The organism is Amycolatopsis sp. NBC_00345, from assembly GCF_036116635.1.
GTDB lineage: Bacteria > Actinomycetota > Actinomycetes > Mycobacteriales > Pseudonocardiaceae > Amycolatopsis.
This window is the reverse complement of the sequence record NZ_CP107995.1, coordinates 9,804,092-9,819,360: the sequence shown is the minus strand read 5'-3', so window position 1 is coordinate 9,819,360 and position 15,269 is coordinate 9,804,092. Positions and strand designations below refer to the sequence as shown.

17 protein-coding genes are annotated in these 15,269 nt (G+C 68.9%); 6 read left to right on the top strand and 11 right to left on the bottom strand.

All coding sequences use genetic code 11. From position 1 onward, the window contains the following. Nucleotides 1–120 precede the first annotated feature (120 nt). Both OG943_RS44870 and OG943_RS44865 read left to right on the top strand, forming a co-directional pair. On the top strand, nt 121–855 hold the full coding sequence (locus OG943_RS44870) for an SDR family NAD(P)-dependent oxidoreductase (RefSeq protein ID WP_328606952.1): 735 nt from the start codon (nt 121–123) through the stop codon (nt 853–855). A gap of 30 nt (nt 856–885) precedes the next feature. Further along, nucleotides 886–1,734, top strand: a complete 849-nt coding sequence (locus OG943_RS44865; RefSeq protein WP_328606951.1) for an alpha/beta fold hydrolase — start codon at nt 886–888, stop codon at nt 1,732–1,734. Between the two features lie 24 nt (nt 1,735–1,758). Here OG943_RS44865 and OG943_RS44860 read toward each other — a convergent pair whose 3' ends face one another. Continuing rightward, nucleotides 1,759–2,658, bottom strand: coding sequence for a hypothetical protein (locus OG943_RS44860; protein ID WP_328606950.1), 900 nt, complete (start codon nt 2,656–2,658; stop codon nt 1,759–1,761). 275 nt (nt 2,659–2,933) lie between these two features. Between OG943_RS44860 and OG943_RS44855 the strand changes: the two genes are divergently transcribed. After that, nucleotides 2,934–4,034, top strand: a complete 1,101-nt coding sequence (locus OG943_RS44855) for a hypothetical protein (protein WP_328606949.1) — start codon at nt 2,934–2,936, stop codon at nt 4,032–4,034. 170 nt (nt 4,035–4,204) lie between these two features. Here OG943_RS44855 and OG943_RS44850 read toward each other — a convergent pair whose 3' ends face one another. The 3 genes from OG943_RS44850 to OG943_RS44840 form a co-directional block, all read right to left on the bottom strand. After that, entirely contained in the window at nt 4,205–5,239 is a 1,035-nt protein-coding gene (locus OG943_RS44850) for a hypothetical protein (protein ID WP_328606948.1), read from the bottom strand. 135 nt (nt 5,240–5,374) lie between these two features. After that, the gene (locus OG943_RS44845; protein ID WP_328606947.1) at nt 5,375–6,046 is read right to left on the bottom strand and encodes an HAD family hydrolase; all 672 of its coding nucleotides are present in this window, start codon (nt 6,044–6,046) and stop codon (nt 5,375–5,377) included. Between the two features lie 99 nt (nt 6,047–6,145). After that, a complete protein-coding gene (locus OG943_RS44840) occupies nt 6,146–7,132 on the bottom strand; it encodes a hypothetical protein (protein ID WP_328606946.1) in 987 nt (328 codons plus the stop codon). Nucleotides 7,133–7,242: 110 nt separating this feature from the next. On the opposite strand from OG943_RS44840, the gene OG943_RS44835 reads away from it, so the two are divergent. Continuing rightward, complete coding sequence (locus OG943_RS44835) at nt 7,243–7,833, top strand: TetR/AcrR family transcriptional regulator (protein ID WP_328606945.1); 591 nt, start codon at nt 7,243–7,245, stop codon at nt 7,831–7,833. An 84-nt stretch (nt 7,834–7,917) separates the two neighbouring features. On the opposite strand, the gene OG943_RS44830 is transcribed toward OG943_RS44835, so the two are convergent. The 5 genes from OG943_RS44830 to OG943_RS44810 are packed head-to-tail and all read right to left on the bottom strand — an operon-like array spanning nt 7,918 to nt 11,831. After that, nucleotides 7,918–8,538, bottom strand: a complete 621-nt coding sequence (locus OG943_RS44830; RefSeq protein ID WP_328606944.1) for a TetR/AcrR family transcriptional regulator — start codon at nt 8,536–8,538, stop codon at nt 7,918–7,920. A 38-nt stretch (nt 8,539–8,576) separates the two neighbouring features. Next, complete coding sequence (locus OG943_RS44825) at nt 8,577–9,353, bottom strand: N-acyl homoserine lactonase family protein (RefSeq protein ID WP_328606943.1); 777 nt, start codon at nt 9,351–9,353, stop codon at nt 8,577–8,579. Between the two features lie 2 nt (nt 9,354–9,355). Further along, the gene (locus OG943_RS44820; RefSeq protein WP_328606942.1) at nt 9,356–10,213 is read right to left on the bottom strand and encodes an oxidoreductase; all 858 of its coding nucleotides are present in this window, start codon (nt 10,211–10,213) and stop codon (nt 9,356–9,358) included. A gap of 53 nt (nt 10,214–10,266) precedes the next feature. Beyond that, nucleotides 10,267–11,193 (bottom strand): dihydrodipicolinate synthase family protein, encoded by a 927-nt coding sequence (locus OG943_RS44815; protein ID WP_328606941.1) that lies wholly within the window; start codon nt 11,191–11,193, stop codon nt 10,267–10,269. Further along, the gene (locus OG943_RS44810) at nt 11,190–11,831 is read right to left on the bottom strand and encodes an FMN-binding negative transcriptional regulator (RefSeq protein ID WP_328606940.1); all 642 of its coding nucleotides are present in this window, start codon (nt 11,829–11,831) and stop codon (nt 11,190–11,192) included. Before OG943_RS44810 ends, OG943_RS44815 begins: the two co-directional genes overlap by 4 nt. An 88-nt stretch (nt 11,832–11,919) precedes the next feature. On the opposite strand from OG943_RS44810, the gene OG943_RS44805 reads away from it, so the two are divergent. Then, nucleotides 11,920–13,251 carry an aminotransferase class I/II-fold pyridoxal phosphate-dependent enzyme gene (locus OG943_RS44805; RefSeq protein ID WP_328606939.1) on the top strand — a complete coding sequence of 444 codons (1,332 nt, stop codon included), beginning with the start codon at nt 11,920–11,922 and terminating at the stop codon, nt 13,249–13,251. A gap of 6 nt (nt 13,252–13,257) precedes the next feature. Here the strand turns inward: OG943_RS44805 and OG943_RS44800 are convergent, their stop codons facing one another. Then, the gene (locus OG943_RS44800; RefSeq protein WP_328606938.1) at nt 13,258–13,413 is read right to left on the bottom strand and encodes a hypothetical protein; all 156 of its coding nucleotides are present in this window, start codon (nt 13,411–13,413) and stop codon (nt 13,258–13,260) included. A gap of 145 nt (nt 13,414–13,558) precedes the next feature. On the opposite strand from OG943_RS44800, the gene OG943_RS44795 reads away from it, so the two are divergent. After that, nucleotides 13,559–14,842 (top strand): IS4 family transposase, encoded by a 1,284-nt coding sequence (locus OG943_RS44795; RefSeq protein WP_442874781.1) that lies wholly within the window; start codon nt 13,559–13,561, stop codon nt 14,840–14,842. 158 nt (nt 14,843–15,000) lie between these two features. Here the strand turns inward: OG943_RS44795 and OG943_RS44790 are convergent, their stop codons facing one another. Next, nucleotides 15,001–15,222 carry a Dabb family protein gene (locus OG943_RS44790; protein WP_328606936.1) on the bottom strand — a complete coding sequence of 74 codons (222 nt, stop codon included), beginning with the start codon at nt 15,220–15,222 and terminating at the stop codon, nt 15,001–15,003. Nucleotides 15,223–15,269: the final 47 nt, after the last annotated feature.

Below are 15,269 nucleotides of genomic sequence, written 5' to 3'. Positions count from 1 at the left end.
TTCCGGCTCGCCCGACCCTCCCGGCCGAGGGATCACACGTTCATGCGGTGCCAGGGAGCCGGCGCGGCGGGACGCTCACTTCAGCTGGACAACGCCAGCGAACTCGGTAGGGAGCACGCCATGACCAGCACTCAGCCCGGCCTGGACGGCCGGATCGCCCTCGTCACCGGCGGCACCTCCGGCATCGGGCGGGCCACCGCCGTGCAGCTGGCCCGGGAAGGCGCCGAAGTCATCGTGCACGGCCGCGACGCGGATCGGGGCGAGCAGGTCGTCGCCGAGATCACGCGAGCGGGCGGAAAGGCGCGTTTCATCGCGGCCGACCTGTCCGACCCGGCCGAGATCCGCCGTCTCGCCGACGAGGCCGGCGAGGTCGGCGTGCTCGTCAACAACGCCGGTTTCTCCTGGTTCGGCCCCACCGCCGACCTGGACGTCGCCACCTACGACGCGCTGTTCGACGCCAACGTGCGGGCGCCGTACTTCCTGGTCGCGGCACTCGCGCCCCGGATGGCGGCGAACGGCGGCGGCAGCATCGTCAACGTCGCCAGCATGGCGGGCACGGTCGGCCTCGCCGGCGGCGCCGCCTACGGGGGCACGAAGGCGACGCTCACGGCCATGACCCGTGCGTGGGCGGCCGAGTTCAGCCCCAGCGGCGTGCGGGTCAACGCCGTCGCTCCCGGCCCGGTGTTCACCGCCGCCGATCCGGAACGCATCGAGGCGCTCGGGGCCACCACGCCGCTCGGCCGGGCGGCTCAGGCCGACGAGATCGCCCAGGTGATCACGTTCCTGGCCTCCCCCGCCGCCGCCTACGTCACCGGCGCCACGGTCGCCGCCGACGGCGGCCGGACCGCCATCTGAACCCGCTTTCTGTTCACCCGAAAGGCAATCATGACCACGTACACGCACAACACCGTTCCGACCGAGTTCGTCGAGGCGAACGGTATCCGCTTCGCCTATCGCCGATTCGGTGCCACCGGCGGTGTTCCGCTGGTCTTCATCCAGCACTTCATGGGCAACCTCGACGACCACGACCCGGCGTTGACCGACGCGTTCGCTCTTGAGCGCGAGGTCATCCTGTTCAACAACGCCGGTGTCGCCTCCTCCACCGGCACCACTCCGGACACGATCGAGCAGACCGCTCTCGACACCGAGGCGTTCATCGACGCCCTCGGCCTCGGCACCGTCGACCTGCTGGCCCATTCGATGGGCGGCCTGGTCGCCCAGCAGGTGGCGTTCGACCGGCCCGAGCTCGCGCGCCGGCTCGTCCTGGTCGGCACCGGGCCGCGCGGCGGCGAGGGCATCGGCGAAGCCCCGCCGGAAACCCGGGCGCTGTTTTCCAAGACCTACGAGCACCAGGAGGAGATGTGGCTGCCGATCCTGTTCTCCCCCTCTGAAACGAGCCAGGCCGCCGGCCGTGCCTTCCTGACGCGCATCATGGCCCGCACGGACCGCGATGCCGGCGTCTCGATGGACACGATCCAAGCGCAGACCGCCGCCATCGCCGCCTACGGCGCGGCCAAGGACGAGACCTACGCGCACCTGAAGGGGCTGCGCCAGCCGGCCCTGGTTGTCAACGGCAACAACGACATCATCATCCCCACCGTCAACTCCTACCTGCTCCAGCAGCACGCCCCCGACGTGCAGCTCATCCTCTACCCCGACGCCAACCACGGCGCCCACTTCCAGTACCCCGAGCTGTTCGTCAAGCACACCAAGCTGTTCCTCGACGCCGGGTAGCCTTTGTGGACAGCCGCCCGGCGGTCACGGGTGGTAGATCTCCTTGGCCATGGTGATGCGGTCGTTGCCGTCCACGTGGATTTCGGCGAACGGCATGTTGCCGCCGGTGGCCAGCGACTGCTGCAGCTGCCGCGGGGTGCACGGCGTGGTGCCGCGGTTGCGACTGTCCACAGTGACCGAATCACCCGGGCACAGGCTGGCCGCGCTGAACACCTCGCCGCGGGCGTCCAGCGGCAGCCGGTAGGTCTTGGTGTCACCGGGGACATCCACGTAGTGGCCGTTGTCGGGGCCGCCCGCCTGCCACTGGATCAGCTGGAACCGGGCCATGTTCGTGGCGGTGTCGTAGCCGGTGAAGTGCACGTTCTGCGTGGTGTTCGGGAACCGGCGCGCCGGCTCTTGCGACGGCGCCTGCCCGGCGGTCGTACTCGGCCTGGTCTCGATGTTGGAGTCGGGGTCGTCCTGCTTCCCGCAGAACACGGCGCCCTGGCTGCCCTCCGGCTCCGGCGCCAAGGCGCACTTCCAGGTCCCCTGGATGTCCAGCACCCGGCGGCCCGGGCCCTCACCTTCGGTCGGGGCCTTCGCGTAGTACTCGGTGATCACGTTGAACGCCTCGGTGCAGCCCGGGATCGTGCCCCCGGTCGACTGGTCCGCGATCAGGTCCACCCGCGGGCCACCGGGAGGGCCGACCTGGCCGCCCTGGGCGCTGCAGTTGACGTCGCCGTCCGAGCCCTTCCCATCGCTGTTCGATCCCCCGCCGCCGGCCGCGCCATGCCCCGCCCGGGCCGCGGACGCGTCCGAAGCGTTCTTCACCGGAGAACCGTTCGCGGCGGCATTGTTCCCGCTGCAGGCGGAAAGAAGCGCGGTCGCGGCGAGCGCGCCGCCCACCATGGCCAGCTTCATCGACTTCATCGCGGTGAATCCCATATCCGGCAACCCTTCTACGGCAGTTTGGTCAGCTCTGATCAAGGGACGTGAGGCACCACAACGGCGTTGCGCGGGGGTGGCGGCGGACCGGAGGGCTGCCCGGATGACCGGCCGGCCCCGTCCACGAGGGCAGACCCGGTGGAGGCGCGGCAACCCGGCTCTCACCCGGCGGCCGGGCCGGGCACGCACGCCGGCACGGACATTTTTTGTCGGTGCCCCGCGCGATGATGTCCCCAACGGCTACCGATCGAGGAGGAGCGGTTATGCGGACACTGGTGAGCGGCGACGTGCCGGTCGACTACGGGCAGATCTACGTCCAGAGCGGGCGCGAGTTCGCGGAGGTGCCCGGCAGTTTCGGCGGCCAGCAGAACGGGCTGTGCGGCGGCGCGATACCGGGCGCCCTGTTCCTGGTCACCGGCCTGAACTCCGGCTACGTCGGCTTTTCCGTGGAGCTGCATGACAAGCCCCCGCCGCTGGACGAGACCTGGGAGGAGATAGTCGAGGTGTCGTTCCGCCCCGCGGGCGAAGCCTCGCTCGTCGGCTGGGGCGGCTCGGGGGTCTGGCCGCTCGACCTGCTGGAGACCGACTATCGGGTCCGCTACTGCGGAACGCGGATGGACGAGGCGCACACCCTGGGCATCCCGGAGGGCGAAGAGCGCGAGCTCGACCGCTACCTCCTCCAGTTCTGGCCGGGCCCGCCGGAGCCGGACAGGGTGGTCAAGCAGACCAGCGCGACCGCCGCCTACTGGCACCGAAACGCCAGGGAACAGCCACCACCCCCGTCCCCTGAAGAGAAAGCTGCGGCCAAGCGCCAAGCGCTTCAGGAACGAGAGCGGGTGCGCGCGGAGGCACGTCTGAAGGCGGAGGAGCGTGAGTGGGGCGGGAGCCTGCCCAGCGAACGGCTGCGGCAGCTGGGCAACGCACTGAGTGTGGCGAGGCTGGACCGGCCTCTCGTCGATGCTCTCGCGGAGACGGACCCGGTCACCCAACGCGCGATCGCCCGCTGGGTGACCAGGCGCGCCTTCGTCGAGGCCCAGCTGACGGAGGTCGAGTGGATCGCCCCCGCGTTGGCCGCGATGGACCGGGGTGAGGCCCTGCCTTCGCTATTCGACGACGACCGGCAGGCCTGGGATCTCCTGCTCACCGACGAACGGGTCCCTCGGACGACAGCGACCTCGCCTGACGGCAGACACGACAACTGCCTGCAGCAGGCGATGGCGTTTCCGGCACTGTTCTCCGCCCGTGAACCGGATCCGCTGCGCGCAGCCTTTGACGCACTCTGGTCGGCCGCTGTCACCTTCGGTTATGGCCGGCACGGGGTGTTGTTCACCGAGGTCCGCCAAGTCTTTCCGGCGGTCGCGGGGAGCGTCCGGTGAGCCGCGCCGGGCATCCGCTGGTGGATCCACCTCACCACGGCGGCGGTGTGGAACGTGCGGCCGCACTCGGCGCGGTGCGCACGACTCTGCCGATGGGGACGGCTCTGCCGATGGCGACGACGGAATGGGCCGGAGGAATCGTTCCCCCGGCCCACCACTTCCGAGTGTGGTCAGTCGGTCCACCGCGTCGCGATGCCGGTGGAGTCACCGACGATCACGCCGGCGGTGTTGATCCCGCGGGCGAGCCCGCCGGCCCGGTCGGGCAGGAAGCGCAGGTCGGTGACGCTGCCGTCGGGGGACCACCGCACCGCGGTCCGGTAGAAGTCGGCGGCCTGGGCTTCTCCGACGATGGTGCCGTCGGCGTTGATCGCGTAGGCGTAGCCGTCCGCTTTGGCGGCCCCTGGCAAAGCGGGGAGTTCCCTGATCGTGCCGGCGGCCGTCCAGGTCACCGGGTGGGTGTATCCGTCGGCGCCGCTGGAATACCCGACGACAGTTCCGCTTTTGCTGATGCCGCTGGGGGTGCTGTAACCCTGGCCGTTGCCCTGCAGGGTGCCGAGGCGGGTGACCGTGCCGTCGGTGTTCCAGCGCACGGCCTCGCCGATCGCCACCCCCGGGCCGTCCGCGTCGCCCACGATCACACCGTCGTTGTTGATGCCCCACGCGTCACTGCGCTGCCCGCCGGTGCCGGGGCCGAGATCGGTGACCGCGCCGTCCGGGTCCCACCGCACGGCGTGGTCCTTGCCGTCGACCTGGGTCCAGCCGACGATCACCCCCGCGTCGTTGACCGCTCGCGCTTCGCCGCCCACCGCGCCGACCGGCAGTCCGAGCGTGCTCGCCGTGCCGTCGGGAGCCCAGCGGGTCGGGTTGCGGTGACCGTCGCCGTCGTGGCTGCCGACGACCACACCGCTGCCGTTGATCCCCCAGGCCTCGCTCCAGTCCACTCCGAACGGAGCACCGAGATCGGTTATGGAGCCGTCGGCGTTCCAGCGCACCGCGTGCGCGGCGCCGTCGGGTGTGAACGACTTGCCGGCCGCCTGTCCGGCGTCGTTGACCGCGCGCGCCTCACCGACTGTGCCCTTGGTCAGGGCGGGCAGCTCGGTGATCGTCGTGTGTGGTGATGCCGAAGCTGGTACGGCGGCGAACGGGGCCACGACCAGCGCCGTGATCGTGCCGCCGACCATCGCGAATCTTCGGATCTTTTTCACTCGATCTCCCCTGGATCATGGTAAGAAAAAACGACCGGCCGAGGGCACGACGCCACGTCGGAACAACACAGAAGGCCCCCGGAGTCTGCGAACAGCAGTCAAGCTAGCAGAGCTTCGAATGAATCCGGTTCCCGTTCACCGCCGCCATCGTCGTACCCAGGACAGCAGTTCCTCATCGCGCAGTGACGGAACGACGACGTCGGCCGGGAAGTCGGCGTGCGACAGCGTCGGGACTCCGACCACCGGCACGCCCGCCCCGCGGGCGGACCGCAAGCCGGTCATCGAATCCTCGAACGCGAGCGCGTCCGCGGGCGCGACACCCAGCCGAGCGCAGGACGTCAGATACATTTCAGGATCGGGCTTGGGTGATTCCACCTCGTCCGCCGCCACGCTCACCGGAAAGGCGTCCGCCAAACCGCCCCGCGCCAGCGCGGCCTCGAGCAGCGCACGAGGCGAATTGCTCGCCACGGCGATCGGCACCGCGGCCGCGGCCAGCTCGACCAGCGCGCGGGCACCGGGCATCGCTTCGGCCTTGGCTGCCACGACCTCGGTCACCAGGCCCAGTAGCTCGACCGCGATCGTCGCCCCGGTTCCGGGTTCCCCGAACACCTCGGCCATGGCGCCGGCCGCCGCCTCGACCGACTTCCCGATGACCAGTGCCTTCTGCTCCGGCCCGAACGGAAGGCCACGCCGGGCGAAGAGCTCCGTCTCCGCCACCGTCCAGCACGGCTCGGTATCCATGAGCAGGCCGTCGCAGTCGAAGACCACGGCCTGCGGAAACCAGTCGAAGAGCCGACCCTCGGACATCACCTTTCACCCTCCAGCGCGCCGATCGCGTCATCCGGTTACCGGACAACCAGTCTGACATCGGTGATCAGGGGCAGCGGCCACGCCGGCCCAACCGGTTCACGATTCGGCCCGTGGGTGCAGTTCGACGCGCAGCAGCATGGCGTTTCGCACGATTCCGTCGGGCGGGGCGGTGGTCCCGCCGTCGGTGGTCACGTAGGCCACCCGGCCGTGCTCGCCGGGACCACGGCCCCAGGCGGCGCTGGAGGGCCCGACCAGGGCCTCGTCGAGCGGGTCGCCGGCGAGGTGGCGGACTTCGCTGCCATGGCGCGGGGCCAGCGGGACCCGGTCGAGTGTGTTGGCGCGATGCCGGGTGACATAGGCGAACCCGGCGTTCTCGTCGACGCAGAAGTCGTCGGCGTTGTCGATCGCCGCGACGAATTCGGGGCCACCGGCGGGATCGAGCGTGGCCGGGTCCACCGGGACGCGCATGAAAACCTTCTGCGCGGTGGACGTGTAGTAGAGGTACCCGGTTCGCGGGCTGTAGCGGACGCCGTTGACACCCGGCTGCGGGGGCGGCGCGACCTCGCCGTCCGGGTCGTCGGCCATGGTGTCGTGGGCCAGCCAGACCCGGGCAGTCGCGCTCCGCGCACCGTCGCCCAGGTCGACGCGCCAGATCAGGCCGGCGAAACAGTCGGCGACGGCCAGCACACCGGGGCCGAGCAGGCAGCTGCCGTTGAGCGCCCGGACCCGGTCGTCGAAGGTGAAGACGGTCTCCGGGCGCACCGGCTCACCGGGCGTCCAGCCGTTGAGGTCGATCCGCACCAGGTGCGACTCGTGGGTGGTGTAGCCCTCGGTCAGGCTGACCACGAAAACGTCGGGCTCGGCTTCGGCGATCCCGGTGACCATGTGGTCGAAGCGGTGCACCAGAACCGGGCTGACCACCGCGGATCCGCGGGTGCCCGGCACGATCCAGAGCTCCTTCTGGAGCACGGCGGTGATCAGCACCGAGCCGTCGGCGCGGACGGCGAGGTTCTCCAGGAAGTACTTCTCGGGGAAGTACGCGACCGGGGTCAGGGTGACATCCGGAACGGGGGTCATCGGCATGACAAGGCTCCGTCTCCTCGAGTAGGGCGCTAAAAGAGGACGGACGTCCGCTTTTGTTTGAATATAAGCTCGAGCCCAACGGATGTCAACCAGGTGAGGACGGGCAGCCAATGCCGCGGGTGAGCCAGCAGTACAAGGACGATCAGCGTGCGGAGATCCTCGCGGCGGCACGCCGGTGCTTCGTCCGCAACGGTTTCCACCGCACGTCCATGCAGGACGTGTTCGCCGAGGCCGGCAAGTCCGCGGGCGCCGTCTACCGGTACTTCCCCAAGAAGGAGGACATGATCGTGGGCGTCGCCGACCAGAACCTCCACGACGTCGCCGAGGTCCTGCACACCGCGCTGGCCCGCGGCGAAGACGGCCGCGGAACCGGCCAGGTGATGGCGGAGCTGATCGAAGCGGTGACCGAACGGCACCGAGACCGGCAGCTGGCCGTGATGGCGCTGATGGTCTGGTCCGAGGCCCTGCGCGACGCGGCACTGGCCGAGCGGCTGAAGGCGGCGACCGTCGTCATGAGCGAGGACGTGGCCGCGCTTGTCCGTGAGCGGCAGCGCGCCGGCGCGTGGACCGGGACGTCCGCGGAGGCCCTCGCCCAGGTGATCCTGTCGATCCTGCCCGGCTTCCTGTTCAACCTGGCCCTGCTCGGCCCGGACGGGGTGGCCGGATTCCCCGACGCCGTGCGGACGTTGTGGCCGAGCTGAGCGAGCAGGTCAAGCGAAGGCTGGCGTTCGGACCGGCGCCCTCAGGTAAACACGGTGGCACCGGCGAAATCCGGGTCGGCTGCGTCAGTGGTCAAGCCCCGCCACCCGGAGCCACACCTCGACGCAGGTTTCGGACGCCTCGCGGAGCTTCTCCGGCGATACGGCCGACGCGTGGTAAAAGGACCGCTCGACCATCCAGCACAACGCGCGCGCCAGGGCCGCGGCGCCGGCCGGACCGTCACCGGACTCGACGCCGGCCCGCACCAGGATCGCGGCGATCGCCTCGATGAAGATCTCCGCGGTCTCCGCCCACAAGGCGTCCAGCTCGGGAATGGCCGAAGACTGGTCGATCGCGACCCGCATGATCAGACCGTGTTCCAGCCAGCGATCGCGGGTACGCGCCATCACCATCGCGATCGTTTCCTGGGGAGCCGCGGAGTCTTCCGCCGCCGCGCGGGACTTCTCCCGCAATGATTCGACGGTGTTGGCGAAGAGGGCCACCAGCGCGTCCTGCTTCGAGCCGAAGTAGAAGTACGTCGAAGCACGGGAAATCCCCGCGCCGGCGGCGATGTCGTTGATCGTGAGGGCGTCGAAGCTCTTGTCGGCCAAGAGGCCGGCGAGAACCTCGAGAATCTGCTGCTCCCGCAAGTCTCCCTTCGACGGCGCCGCGGACCGCCGGCGAACCGCCTTCGCCGTTTCATGCATCAGCACACCTCCCAAGGCCCAGGGAACCTTACTAGTAGTCAGCGATAGCAACCGGGCGCGCCGAAGCCACGCCAGTCGTCCGGGTCGTGCGGGATCCACACCTCGGCGCCCGTGGCCGCGGCGATCTCCTTCAGCCGGCGGATGGACGCCCGCGCGCGGGGGTGATCGGGATCCATGGGCATCGCCACCTCGTCGTGCCACGCCTGTCGCAAGTGGACGGTGTCCGCGGTGAGCAGGATCGACCGGGTCGGCAGCTTCACCAGCAGCGCGGCGTTACCGGGGGTGTGCCCCGGGGCGTGCAGGATGCGCACGGCACCGTCGCCGAAGACGTCGAGGTCGTCGTGGAACTCGATCCAGTCCGCGGTCTCCAGTCCGGCGAAGTCGTCGATCCGGTACGCCCGCACCGGATCGTTCGCGTGCTCCCGGACGTGCTGGAGCTCACCGGCTCCGCGGTAGAGCCTCGCGTGCGCGAACAGGCCCAGCCCGCCGGTGTGGTCGAAGTGACCGTGCGACAGCACGACGTGGGTGACGTCGGAGCATCGGAAACCCAGTGCCGACAGGCCCGCTTCGACCGTCCGCTCCGGCGGGTAGTCGATGAGCAACAGCTCGCCCAGGTCGGGGTAGTGGCCGGCCGGATCGCCGGCGGCGGCCGGTGCCAGCCCGGTGTCGAGCAGCACCAGGCCCCCGGCGTGTTCGACGAGGAAGGTGGGCACCGGGATCCGGACGACCCCGGTGCCTCCCGTCATCAGGTCGCCGCGGGCCATGGTCAGGGTCGCTCCCGCCAGCGCCCACAACCGCCCGGCCGTGCCCGCCACGGTCAGTTCGACCCGATCTGGTGACCGTCGGCGAAGTCGGTGGACCGGGACAGCTCGTCCCACGCCTCGATCTCCGCGGTGACCGCGGCCCGGCCGTTGCCCACCAGGCGCAAGGCGTCGGAGCCGAGCACCAGGTGCACCGGCGGCTTCTCCGCGTCGATCACCTTCAGTACCGCCTCGGCGGCCTTGGCGGGATTGCCCAGCTGGTTGCCGCTGGCCGCCTGCCGGGCGGCGCGGATCGGCTCGAACAGCTCGTCGTAGTCCTCGATGGACCGATCGCTGCGGACCATCGAGCGGCCGGCCCAGTCGGTGCGGAACGAGCCTGGCTCGATGATGGTCACGCGCACGCCGAAGCCGGAAACCTCTTTGGCCAGGGTCTCGAGCATGCCCTCGACCGCGTACTTGCTGCCGTGGTAGTACGCCAGCCCCGGAACCGTCATCAACCCGCCCATCGAGCTGACCGCGAAAATGTGCCCCGAGCGTCGCTTCCGCATCCCCGGCAGCACCGCGTGCACAGTCGCCGCCACACCGAACACGTTGGTGTCGAACTGCGCGCGCAGCTCGGACATCGGGGACTCCTCGAAGACCCCTTCATGGCCGTATCCGGCGTTGGCGATCACGACGTCGATCGGGCCGACGCTCTTCTCGACCTCGTCCACGACGGCGAAAACCGCCTTGTCGTCAGTCACGTCGAGCTGCCGCGCGTGGGCGCGTCCGGGAGCGAGCGCCTCGAACTTTTCCAAGTCCTCAGCCCTGCGCACGGTGCCGACGACGGTGTGCCCGGCTTCCAGGGCGCCCTCGGCGAAGGCGCGGCCGAGACCACTGCTGGCGCCGGTGATCAAGAAGGTTCGTGTTGTCATGCCACCGACTCTACACCGTGTCCATTAGTATCGACACAGTGTCGACTAATTCATCACAGGGCTGCCCCACGGGCGGGCGGGTGCCCGCGGATCGCGCGATCCGCACCGATACCGGTGGATGATCCCCTCGATCGGCCGACTTTCATCTGACCACTCCTCGCGTAAGCACCGCCGGTTTCCCGGCGCACAACGAACTTACGGCGGCGGCCAGCCGTCACATCAGGTGCGGAAACGACATGATTGATAGCGTTTCCGCCATTCGCTGACGGGTCTACCTCCGCGCTTCGTCCCCGTTGCGCGGCGCGCGTGAGGGCGAGGCACGGTTCAGGCCATACCCCGCCCAGCACGCTGTACCAGAGGTCGGCGCCGGCGAGCAGCCCGCCGGCGGCGGAGGCGTCCCCGCTGACCCCGATCGCGACCGTGTCCGGGATGACCCGGCGCAGGCGGTCCACGCGCTCGCGCGCCGCAGCCGGGTCCGCGAGGGTCGGCGGGATCTTGATCGAGGCCACGTTCGGGAGCGCGGCGATGCGGCTGTGCAGTTCGTCGCTGAACGAAAAGTGTGTGGTACCAGGGTAGTCGTAGACGCAGAGCGGAACTGAGAGCTCCGCGGTCACGTCGGCGTAGAGCTGGTACACCTCGTCGTCGGTGAGCGGCTGGTACGACATCGGTGGGAGGAGCACCGCGCTCGCGCCGGCGTTCTGGGCGTTTTCGGCGTGCCGCAGCACTTCCGCGGTGCGCAGCGCGCCGATGCCGATCATCACCGGGGTGCCGTCGGCGGCCTGGACCGCCAGCTCCGCGACCCGGTGGCGTTCGGCGGCGGTGAGATAGGCGTAGCTGCCGGTCGAGCCCAGTGCGCCGATGGAGTCCACATTGGCCTGATGGAGCCGCGCGACGAGCCCCGTAAAGGCCGCCTCGTCGATCCGCTGCTCGGTCATCGGCGTGAGCGGGAACGCGCTGAGCCCGGTGAACAGGCCGGTCATCCGTTGTCCAGCCCCATGGCGACCATACGGGCCGCGGTCTCCTGCTCCGAGCTCGTGCCCTGCTCCAGCCCGCGGACGACCCCGGTGCGGTCGGCGGCGGTGCGGTTCTGGTTCAGCTTCGCCTTCGCCACCACGCGGGTGATCGACAGCTGGATCCCGACGATTCCCTTGAGCTGCGACGTGATGAACCGCTCCGGGGCGTCGGAGACCTGCCACGGGGCCGAGCGGCCGCTCTCGTGGTTGTCGGTCAGCCGGCTGACGTGCTCGCGCAGCCAGTCGCGGTCGTCGTGCGCCTGCAGCCGGCCGTGGACGCAGAGGGCTTCGTAGTTCCAGGTCGGGACGGCCTTCTGGGTCTCCTGCTTGCTGGGGTAGTAGGACGGTGTCACGTACGCGTCCACGCCCGGGATGATCGCCACCGACTCGGCCTCGGCGGTGTCGCGCCCGGTGTAACGCCATTGGGGATTCGGCCGCGCCAGGTGGCCGACGAGCGAGTGGCTCTCCGCGTCGTAGAGCAGCGGCAGCGAGGTCACCTCCAGCGAGCCGTCCGGGGCGGGGGTGACCAGGTGGCCGAATCCGCCCTTGCTCAGCAGGGCCGCGGTGTCCTCATCGGACACCTCGAACTGCTTGGGCAGGTACATGTACTTCTCCCTCGCGGTCGGCGCAGTTTGTCACGTGACAAACACCGTACGCGCCGAAGACGGTTCTGTCACGTGCCATACTGGGCCGGTGACGAACCAGGCCGCGGAACGCGCGCCGATCAGCGGGGCGACGGCGGGAGAGATCTCCGAGAGCGTGCGCAACCTGGTCGGCACCGGTCGTCTGCGGCCGGGTGACCTGGTCCCGCCGATCCGCGAACTGGCCACGGAGCTCGGGGTGCACCGCAACACCGTGGCCGCGGCCTACCGCATGCTCGTCGCCGCCGGGGTGGCCGAAACCCGGGGCCGCCGTGGCACGGTCGTCGCCTCACTCCCCCGGCTGGACGGGGAGGCGGCCGCGAACACCGAGCTGGTCGACCTCTCCAGCGGCAACCCCGATCCGGCGCTGCTGCCGGACATCGCCGCCGCGTTGGCCAAGCTCGACTACCACCCGCAGATGTACGGGAGCCTGGCTGTGGAGCCGCGCTTGGCGCAGTGGGCGCGCACGACGTTCACGCCGGAGGTCGGCGCGCCGTTCGAGGTGTCCGTGACGCATGGCGCGGTCGACGCCGTCGAACGGCTGCTCGTCGCGCACCTGACCCGGGGCGACCTCGTCGCGCTGGAGGACCCGTGTTTCTACGCCAGCTCGGGCACCGTGCGGCTCAACGGTTTCCGCGCCGCGCCCGTTCCGGTGGACGCCGAGGGCCTGGATCCGGTGGCCCTGCGCTCCACATTGGACGCCGGTGCGCGCGCCGTGATCATCACCCCCCGGGTGCACAGCCCCACCGGCGTCAGCCTCACCGCCGAGCGCGCGCGGGAGATCCGTTCGGTGCTGGCGCGCTACCCGCACGTGCTGGTGATCGAGGACGACCACTTCTCCGCGATCTCCCGTCACCCCTATCACCGGGCCACGCCCGACACGGCTGGGCGGTGGGCGCTGGTGCGGTCGGTGGCGAAGTTCCTCGGCCCGGACCTGCGCGTCGCGGTGGTGGCGTCCGATCCGGACACGAGCGAGCGGCTCGGCACCCGGCTGCGCCCCGGCGCGACCTGGGTGAGCCGGCTGCTGCAACAGCTCGTCGTCGAGCTGCTCGAATCGGACGCAGCGGCCAAGCAGTTCGACCGCGCCCGCCGCGCCTACGCCGAGCGCGTGGACACGCTTCGCGCCGAGCTGGCGGCGGAAGGTGTGGAAACCCCGTTCCCCACTGACGGTTTCAACGTCTGGGTCCCGACGCCGCACGGTTCGGCCGCGACGGTGGCCGCTCTCCGCGATGCGGGCTGGTCGGTCCGGGACGGCGCCCCGTTCCTGACCCCGGCGAGCACGGCGTCACCGGGGTTTCGCATCACCGCGGCGAGGCTGGCCCAGCCGCAGGCTCGCGAATTCGCTCAACGGCTGGGCGCGGTGCTGCGCTCGACGTCCGGCTGAACCCGGTCAGGCCTGCGGCTGCTTGCTCACCAGCGCGGCCAGCTCCGGGTCGTTTTCGTACCGTCGCCGGTTCAGGTCGGCGAGCTTCGCGCCCATCTCCGGGTCCTCGTCGTCGGTGACGTCGAACGAGTCGAACTTCTCGACCAGGGGCATACCGATCACGTCGGTGTGCGTGTGCGCCGGATGCGTCCAATACCACTAAGTTAAGGGTGTCTGCGCAGTGGAAATGATTGGGCAACACGCCTGGCAATTGCTTTCCTTGGGTATCGGGATTGAGTAGTATTGAGTGGTGAGTCGAACTGGGCATGTGAAATTGCTGGGAAACGGTGGAGCGGACGTTCGGTTGACGGACCGGATTTCACTGGGGGTCTTGTCTGATGTGGTGCCGAGAGATTTCATTGAAGACGTGCTGAATAGAACTGGGCGTCGCGAGCAGCGATCTCGACTGCTGCCGGCCCATGTGATGGTTCGTTTTTGTATGGCGATGTGCTTGTTCTTCGATGATGACTACGAGGAAGTGATGCGTAAGCTCGTGGGATCTTTGAAGGATATGAGATCGTGGTCGGATTCGTGGCATGTTCCTTCGACCTCGGCGATCACTCAGGCTCGGCGGCGTTTGGGCGCCGAGCCGTTGCGGGAGTTGTTCGAGGATATAGCGGTTCCGGTGGCGGGTCCGGGCACGAAAGGCGCATGGCTGAGATCGTGGCGGTTGATGTCGATTGACGGGTGCACGTTGAATATTCCGGACACCGCGGCCAACGTCGCCGAGTTTAATCGGTCCAACAACGGTCCGAATGCGAGTGCCTACCCGATCGTGCGAGTCGTCGGGCTTGGCGAATGCGGCTCACATGTCCTCGTCGATGCCGCGCTTGGCGGTGCGCCTGCCGGAGAGACTACCCTGGCCAAGGAGCTGACCCGCTCATTCGAGGCAGACATGCTCATCACCGCCGACCGCAGCTTCTACAGCTTCCCTGCCTGGCAGGAGACGCTCGAGACCGGCGCCGATGCCCTGTGGCGGGTGAAGTCGAATCTTCTGCTGCCGGTCGCGCGTGTCCTGCCGGACGGTTCCTACCTCTCGGCCGTGTTCCCGCCGAAATTACGCAACTACCACAAGAAGGAAATCCTCACACGGATCCGAGACGGCGCCATGCCGCACACGACTCAGGCCATGGTGGTGCGTGTCGTCGAATACGAGATTCCCGACCGTGAGCGAACCGAGGAACATGACACCATTCGCCTGATCACCTCAATACTCGACCCTGAAGACATACCTGCTATCGAGTTAGCTACTGCCTATAGTGAGCGTTGGGAGTACGAAAGCCTGCTTGATGAGGTCAAGACTCATCAACGCGGGCCAGGGCGAGTGCTGAGGTCTCAATCGCCGGAGATGGTCAGGCAAGAAATATGGGCGTTGCTGCTGACTCACTACAGCATACGGGCGCTCATGTGCCGGGCTGCCGACGAAGCCGATGTCGATCCCGACCGATTGTCGTTCATGCGCACTCTCCGCGTCATCCGCCGCCAGGTCACAAGCCAGGCGGCTTTTTCCCCCTCAAAAACTGAAAAAGGCACGCGCGGAGACGACGACTGAAATTCTTGAACGTCGCCACCGGCCGCGGCGACACCGAACAAACCCACGCGCCCTCAGGAGACTCAGATACAACCGCTACAGAGTCAAAAAACCCGCCGACCACAGCATCCGACACGCCGGCCCGCCGACCATTACCCTACAGCCTCCAGCGGCTTAACTTAGTGGTATTGCGGATGCGTCAGGTATTCCCAGTAGCCGTCGAGGTCCTCGATGACGAACACGCCGGACCAGTCGAACTCGCCGCCGAAGTCGCGGCCGACGACAAACGACTTCACCGCGTCGATGACCCGGCCCTGGTTACGCATGCTTTCCAGCGCCTCAGCCGCCTGCTCCTGCGTCACGCCGGCCTTGGCCTTCATCCGGATGCTGTGGTAGATCATCGTGCTCCCCTTCTCGCGGTCCTGGGCCGACTATGAACCGGCCCGGC